Annotated in this window: 6 protein-coding genes; 5 read left to right on the forward strand and 1 reads right to left on the reverse strand. The window is 71.2% G+C overall.

All coding sequences use genetic code 11. The annotated features are described in order from the left end of the window. Positions 1–164: 164 nt before the first annotated feature. The gene (locus G3N18_RS15200) at positions 165–839 is read right to left on the reverse strand and encodes a helix-turn-helix domain-containing protein (protein ID WP_196385100.1); all 675 of its coding nucleotides are present in this window, start codon (positions 837–839) and stop codon (positions 165–167) included. Positions 840–1,058: 219 nt separating this feature from the next. On the opposite strand from G3N18_RS15200, the gene G3N18_RS15205 reads away from it, so the two are divergent. The 5 genes from G3N18_RS15205 to G3N18_RS15225 all read left to right on the forward strand — a co-directional run. After that, a complete protein-coding gene (locus tag G3N18_RS15205; RefSeq protein ID WP_196385101.1) occupies positions 1,059–2,726 on the forward strand; it encodes an NCS1 family nucleobase:cation symporter-1 in 1,668 nt (555 codons plus the stop codon). Beyond that, positions 2,723–3,481 carry an aspartate/glutamate racemase family protein gene (locus G3N18_RS15210; RefSeq protein WP_338038664.1) on the forward strand — a complete coding sequence of 253 codons (759 nt, stop codon included), beginning with the start codon at positions 2,723–2,725 and terminating at the stop codon, positions 3,479–3,481. The genes G3N18_RS15205 and G3N18_RS15210 overlap by 4 nt, the downstream gene beginning before the upstream one ends. 14 nt (positions 3,482–3,495) lie before the next feature. After that, the gene (allB, locus tag G3N18_RS15215) at positions 3,496–4,860 is read left to right on the forward strand and encodes an allantoinase AllB (protein ID WP_196385102.1); all 1,365 of its coding nucleotides are present in this window, start codon (positions 3,496–3,498) and stop codon (positions 4,858–4,860) included. Next, the gene (locus G3N18_RS15220) at positions 4,857–5,948 is read left to right on the forward strand and encodes an acetamidase/formamidase family protein (protein ID WP_196385103.1); all 1,092 of its coding nucleotides are present in this window, start codon (positions 4,857–4,859) and stop codon (positions 5,946–5,948) included. The genes allB and G3N18_RS15220 overlap by 4 nt, the downstream gene beginning before the upstream one ends. A gap of 52 nt (positions 5,949–6,000) precedes the next feature. Continuing rightward, the coding region (locus tag G3N18_RS15225; RefSeq protein ID WP_196385105.1) for an AtzH-like domain-containing protein at positions 6,001–7,246 on the forward strand (1,246 nt) is incomplete at its 3' end.

Below are 7,246 nucleotides of genomic sequence, written 5' to 3' on the forward strand. Positions count from 1 at the left end.
GAGCGCGTCGGCGTGCGCGGCGAGCGCGACGCGCGTGCCGTACGGGCGGGCCGCGACGACGGCCTCGACCCAGGCGGGCACCGCCGCCCACACGGCGACGAGCGCTCGCGCCGACGACGGGTCGAGGGCGTCGAAGTCGGCGATCGGCAGGGGGGCGGTCATGCTCAGTGGGCTCCGTGGACGATGAGCCAGCGCGCCACGACCGGTTCGGACGAGTCGTTGTGCAGGCGGTGCGGACGGGAGCAGGGGTAGCTGATCGCGTCGCCCGCGCGTAGTATCACGCGTTCGTCGTCGAAGTCGATCGTGAGCTCTCCCGAGATCACCGTGCCCACCTCGTAGCCCTCGTGCCGGAACAGGTCGGAACCGCCGTGCGCGGCGGTTCCGGGCGGATAGGTGGATTCGAAGTAGTCGACGCCCGGCGTCGGAATGGGGGAGACCCGGCGGAACGAGACGCCGCTGTCGAGGGTGAGGGGGTTGTCATGGTCGGCGCGGCGCAGCCCGAAGCTCAGCGGCGCCTCCACCTCGGGTTCTGCCGCCGCGTCGAACACCGAGGTCAGTGGCACCTCGAGTTCGTCGGTGATGGCGATGAGGCGGGAGATGCTCGGCCGCATCACGCCGCGCTCGATCTGCGAGACGGCGCTCGGCGAGATGCCGAGCCGCTTCGCCAGATCGCGCGCCGAGATCCCCCGCGCCGTGCGCAGCGCACGCAGGCGCGCGCCGAGATCGTTGGCGAGGTCGTCGGCGAGGTCGCCGACGCGGCCGTCCACGCTGTCGCTGACGTCGACGATGCCGCGCTCCGCATCGCGCTCCGGCGGGTCGATGGCGGTGGCGCGGGTCATGCCCAGATCGTATCGGGCGGTGACGGCGGGGCGCGCGGGTCGCTGCCGCGCGACGTTTGTTCGTCACATATGAAGCCCCGACTTCACACGCAGGTAACAGTGTCGAAACCGCGCCGATCCGGTGAAGTTATAACTTCACATCAACGCACCACCAGGCCTCGGACTCCATGTCGCGGTCCGCTCCACTCCGTCACCCATCGGACACACCTGGAAGGCACCATGACCTCTCACACCCCGCCTCAAACCGGCGCCTACGACATCGTCGAGGCCGCCGGCATGCCCGTCGGCTCGGGCAACATGAAGCCGCACTACGACGAGCGCCTCGCCAACGAGGACCTCGCCCCGCTCCGCAAGCAGAACTGGAGCTCGTACAACATCTTCGCGTTCTGGATGAGCGACGTGCACTCGGTGGGTGGCTACGTCACCGCCGGGTCGCTGTTCGCCCTCGGCCTGCAGAGCTGGCAGGTGCTGATCGCTCTCGTGGTCGGCATCGTCATCGTGCAGTACTTCGCGAACCTCGTCGCCAAACCCAGTCAGAAGACCGGCGTCCCCTACCCCGTGGTCAACCGCGCGATCTTCGGAATCCGCGGCGCGAACATCCCCGCGATCATCCGCGGCCTCATCGCGATCGCCTGGTACGGCGTGCAGACCTTCCTCGCGGCCGAATCGCTCAACATCGTGTTCCTCAAGTTCGTGCCGGGCTCTGCAGCGCTGCTCGACGTGTCGTTCCTGGGGCTGTCGGCGCTCGGCTGGATCTCGTACGGCATCCTCTGGGTCGCGCAGTTCCTGTTGTTCTGGAACGGCATGGAGGTGATCCGTCGCTTCATCGACTTCGCGGGGCCCGCGGTCTACCTCGTGATGATCGCCCTCGCGATCTACCTCGTCTCGCAGGCGGGCATCCAGAACATCTCGTTCAGCCTGTCGACGAAGGAGCTCGACTTCTGGTCGTCGATTCCCGTCATGTGCGGCGCCGTGGCGCTGGTCGTCGCCTACTTCTCGGGACCGATGCTGAACTTCGGCGACTTCGCCCGCTACGGAAAGAGCTTCGAGGCGGTCAAGCGGGGCAACTTCTGGGGCCTCCCGATCAACTTCCTCTTCTTCTCGCTGCTGACCGTCATCACCGCGTCGGCGACCGTGCCGGTGTTCGGTGAGCTCATCACCGACCCCATCAAGACGGTCGAGGCGATTGACGGATGGTTCGCGATCCTCCTCGGCGGACTGACCTTCGTCACGGCGACCGTCGGTATCAACATCGTCGCGAACTTCATCTCGCCCGCCTTCGACTTCTCCAACGTCGCCCCGAAGAAGATCTCGTGGCGTGCGGGCGGCATGATCGCGGCGGTCGGGTCGGTGTTCCTGACACCGTGGAACTGGTACGCCAACGACGCTGCGATCCACTACACGCTGGGTCTGCTCGGCGCCCTGATCGGTCCGCTCTTCGGCATCCTCATCGCCGGCTACTACGTCGTCGCGCACCAGCGCATCAAGACCGACGCGATGTTCACGATGGATGTCCACGGGCCGTACTGGTACAAGGACGGCTTCAACCCGAACGCCATGAAGGCGCTGCTGGTGGCCGGCATCCCCGCCGTGTTCTTCGGTGTCTTCCCGAAGCTGTTCGCCGACATGGGCCTGTTCAACATCGCGTGGATCAGCGACTACAGCTGGTTCATCGGATGCGGCCTCGGCTACGCGTCGTTCGTGTTCTTCGAGCGTCGCGACCCGCAGGTGCCGGACTTCTCCGGCGAGGTCGTCGGCATCTCGGACGGCTCGATCCACGGCGCGGCATACACCGCGGCATCCGAGCCGCCGGCGATCTCGGTCGAGGTGCCGGTCGTCGCCGACGCCGAGGCCCCCGCCACGCAGAAGGCGACGCCCGCTCCGTGAGGATTCTGCTGCTGAACCCCAACACCTCCCGGGCGATGACCGCGAAGATCGCGGACGCCGCCCGGGAGGTGGCGGGGCCCGGCGTCGAGATCGAGGCCGTGTGTCCCGCTCCCGGCCACGGCCCCGCCGCGGTCGAGACGCATGTCGACGAGGTGCGGGCGGCGGCCGCCGTGCTCGACCTCATCGAGGCCGACCTCGCCGCGGGGGGCAGCGACGCGTACGTGATCGCCTGCTTCGGAGACCCGGGGCTCGACGCCGCACGGGTGCTCGTCGACGTGCCGGTGGTCGGTATCGCCGAGGCGGCGATGCACGTCGCCGCCGTCGCGGGCCGACGCTTCGGTATCGTCACGACCCTCGCGCGCACGCTCGGCCGCGCGCGCGACCTCGTCGCCCGCTACGGCATGGAGAACGCCTGCGGATCGTATGCCGCGGTCGAGATCCCCGTGCTCGAGCTCGAAGAGACGACTGAGGCGTGCGTCGCCCTGATCGGCCGGGAATGCGCGGCGGCGGTCAACCCGCCGCGCGGCGAGGGGGTGGATGCCATCGTGCTCGGCTGCGCCGGCATGGCAGACCTCTGCGACGTGCTCACCGCGCGGGTCGGTGTGCCCGTCGTCGACGGCGTCGCCGCCGCCGTCGGCCTCGCGGCGGGCATGGTGCGCATGGGCCTGCGCACGAGTCAGCGCGGCGAATACGCCGCCCCACCCGGGCGGAAACACGAGCGAAACGCTCGGCAGCTAGCCTCCAAGAGTTCGTGACGAGAGGCGGCGCGGTGACAGACAGTGCGGTGATCCGGGCGGAGCGCGCGTGGATCGACGGGGCCTTCCATCCCGTGCAGGTGCGCGTGACCGACGGCGTGATCAGCGAGATCTCCGAGCCCGTCGGACCCCCGCGCGGCGCCGTGCAGATCGCCGACGACGCGGTGCTGCTGCCGGGTCTGGTCGACTCGCACGTGCACGTCAACGAGCCGGGCCGCACCGAGTGGGAGGGCTTCCGCTCCGCGACCCTCGCCGCCGCCGCGGGCGGAGTGACGACGATCGTCGACATGCCGCTGAACTCGATCCCGCCCACCACCACCGTCGCCGCCCTGCAGATCAAGCGCGACGCCGCCGCCGCATCGGCCCACGTCGACATCGGCTTCTGGGGTGGAGCGGTGCCCGAGAACCTCGGCGGGCTCGGCCCCGTCCACGACGCCGGCGTCTTCGGCTTCAAGAGCTTTCTCGCCCCGAGCGGCGTCGACGAGTTCGGACACCTCGACCGCGCGCAGCTGGGCGCCGCGATGGACGAGATCGCCCGCATCGGCTCGCGCCTCATCGTGCACGCCGAAGATCCCGACCTCCTCGGCGACGGCGGTGCGCTCGGTCGCGGGTACGCCGCCTTCCTGGCATCCCGCCCGCCGGCGAGCGAAGAGGCCGCGATCGACGCGGTGATCGCCGCCGCGCGCGGCACGGGCGGGCGCGCGCACATCTTGCACCTGAGCGATGCGGGGGCCCTGCCCGCGATCCGTGCCGCGAAGGCCGAGGGCGTCGACCTGACGGTCGAGACCTGTCCGCATTACCTGACGATCACGGCGGAGGAGATCCCCGACGGGGCGAGCGAGTTCAAATGCTGCCCGCCGATCCGCGAAGTCGGCAACCGAGATCTCCTGTGGGAGGGCGTCGTCGACGGCACGATCGACGCGATCGTCAGCGACCACTCGCCGTCGACCGTCGAGCGCAAACGCGCCGGGTCGGGCGATTTCGGGCTCGCATGGGGCGGCATCTCGGGTCTGCAGGTGGGACTGTCGGCGGTGTGGACCGAGGCGCGCCGGCGAGGCATCCCCCTCGCGACGCTCCTGCCCCTGTTCACGACGGGACCCGCCCGGGTCGCGGGGCTCGAGAAGGCCGGCCGTATCGAGGTCGGCGCTCCCGCGCACCTCACGGTGTTCGGCCTCGACGACCCGCTCCGGATCGACGCGCGCGCCCTGCAGCACCGCAACCCCATCTCGGCGTACGACGGCAAGGTGCTGACGGGCAAGATCCGGCGCACCTGGCTGCACGGCAACAGCGTGTTCGATGCAAGCGAAGGCGGCGCGGGCGAGGAGCCGTGGTTCCGGCGCCCTCCGGGTGGACGGCTTCTGACGAGGGGGATGGCATGACGATTCTGCAGCCGGGTGTCGGCGAGATCACGGGCGACCACTACGTGGCCGCGACGCCCGGGAACGTGCTGTGGGGGCGGCTGCCCTGCGCGGCCGATGCGCCCGTGCTCGAGGTCGCACCGGGAGCCACCGTGACCTTCGACACGATCAGCCACGAAGGCATCCTGCCCGACCAGGGCCAAGACCCCCTCGCCTACTTCACGGGGCACGGCGTGCCCGCCGATCAGGTGCTCAACGACGCGATCGAGGTCGCGGCGACCGTCGCGCGCGACGCCGTCGCCGACGGGCCGCACGTCGTCACGGGGCCCGTGCGGGTGGCGGGCGCCGAGCCGGGCGACCTGCTGAAGATCACGGTGGTCGACCTTCGCCCCCGCGTGCCGTACGGCGTCATCTCGAACCGGCACGGCAAGGGCGCCCTCGTCGGCACACTTCCTCGCGGGCCCGAGAACGTCAGCGTCTTCACCCCCGTCGAAGACGGCGCCGGCGCCCTGCCGCTCGTCGAGGGTGGCGATCGCGTCGTGCGCTTTCCGCTCGCGCCCTTCCTCGGCACGATGGGCGTCGCCGTCGCGGGCGACGAGCGCCCGCACTCCGTCCCGCCGGGAGCGCACGGCGGCAACATCGACATCAACCTGCTCGTCGAGGGCACGGTGCTCTACCTGCCCGTGCAGGTGCCCGGCGCCCTCGCCTACGTCGGCGACCCGCACTTCGCGCAGGGCGACGGCGAGGTCGCGCTGACGGCCCTCGAAGCGTCGCTGCGCGCCACCCTGCGCTTCGACGTCGTGCCGCGGGCCGAGGCGCTCGCCGCCTTCGGCGAGGTGACCGGACCCCTCGTCCGCACCCCCGACTACCTCGTGCCGACGGGCCTCGACCCCGATCTGAACGAGGCGATGCGCAAGGCCGTGCGCGCCGCCCTCGACCTGCTGCAGGCGCGCTACGGCATGGACGAGCACCTCGCCTACGCCTATCTCTCGGCCGCGACCGACTTCGACATCTCGCAGGTCGTCGACATCGTGTGCGGGGTGCACGCCCGCATTCGCGAATCGGACTTCGCCGCCGTGCGCACGGCCGAGACCGGCGGAGCGTCGTGAGCCCGGCCGCCGCGGGCACGGGCGCGGGCGAGGAGACCCGCTCGTGAGCGCGATGCCGGAAGACCTGCCGGATGACCTGCGCGCTGCCTTCGACGCCTACGAGCGGGCGATCATGGCCAACGACCTCGACGCGCTCGACGCGGCCTTCGCCACCGGCGCCGGAACCCTCCGCGGCGACGCGGCGGGCCTGCTCGTCGGCCACGACGCCATCAGCGGGTTCCGGGGCCTGCGCGGCGGGGTCGCGCCCCGCACGATCGAGAGCATCGAATACCGGCCGCTCGGAGGCGATGCGGCCCTGCTCGTCTCGGTCTCGCGGTACGTAGCGGGCGGCACCGGACTGCAGACCCAGCTCTGGCAGCGCATCGACGGCCGGTGGCTCATCACCGCCGCGCACGTGACCTCGCGCGCCCCCGCGTTCGACCGCGCCGTGTGGCGCACCGTCGGCGATCCGCTTTACCAGGGGGCCTGGGAGGGACCGCTGGAAGGGCTCACGGTCGCCGTCAAAGACCTGTTCGCCATCAAGGGCTACCGGATCGGCGCGGGAAACCCCGCCTACCTCCAATCCGCGCGCGCCGAGACCACGAGCGCGCCCGCCGTCGGCGATCTGCTCCGCGGTGGCGCGTCGCTGCGGGGCATCGCCCGCACCGACGAGTTCGCCTATTCGATCGCGGGCGACAACGTGCACTACGGCACGCCGCCCAACGGGGCCGTACCGGGGGCGCTGCCGGGCGGCTCGTCGAGCGGTCCGGCCTCGGCGGTCGCGCTCGGGCAGGCCGACGTCGCCCTCGCGACCGACACGGCCGGCTCGGTGCGCGTGCCCGCGTCGTATCAGGGCCTCTGGGGTCTGCGCACGACGCACGGTCTCGTGCCGCGCCAGGGTCTTCTTCCCCTCGCGCAGTCGTTCGACACCGTGGGCTGGCTCACGCGCGACGGCGACACGCTGCAGGCGGTCGCCGACTGGTGCCTCAGCTACGACGGGTCGGGCTCGACCGAGTCGGTGCTCGGCGCCTCGGGCGACGACCTCCCTTGGCGGTTCCGCGTGCCCGTCGAGGCGCTCGCCGCCGTCGCGCCCGCGACCCGCGCCGCCTTCGAGGCGTTCGTCGAGGCATCCGAGCTGCCCGTCGACGAGGTGTCGATCGGCGACCTCGACGACTACCTCGTGCCCTTCCGCACGGTGCAGGGCGCTGAGGCGTGGCGGAACAACGGCGAGTGGCTGCGCGCCCACCCGGGCACGACCGGCGCCGCCGTCGCAGAGCGCTTCCGCGCCGCCGCGGCGGTCACCGCCGCCGACGAGGCCG

Origin of the sequence: Microbacterium paulum, from assembly GCF_015707995.1 — a bacterium.
Taxonomy (GTDB): domain Bacteria; phylum Actinomycetota; class Actinomycetes; order Actinomycetales; family Microbacteriaceae; genus Microbacterium; species Microbacterium paulum.

Bases quoted from the DNA above. Each gene is read 5' to 3' on its own strand.
- G3N18_RS15220 (WP_196385103.1), top strand. From the start codon at position 4,857: ATGACGATTCTGCAGCCGGGTGTCGGCGAGATCACGGGCGACCACTAC.
- G3N18_RS15205 (WP_196385101.1), top strand. From the start codon at position 1,059: ATGACCTCTCACACCCCGCCTCAAACCGGCGCCTACGACATCGTCGAG.
- G3N18_RS15200 (WP_196385100.1), bottom strand. From the start codon at position 839: ATGACCCGCGCCACCGCCATCGACCCGCCGGAGCGCGATGCGGAGCGC.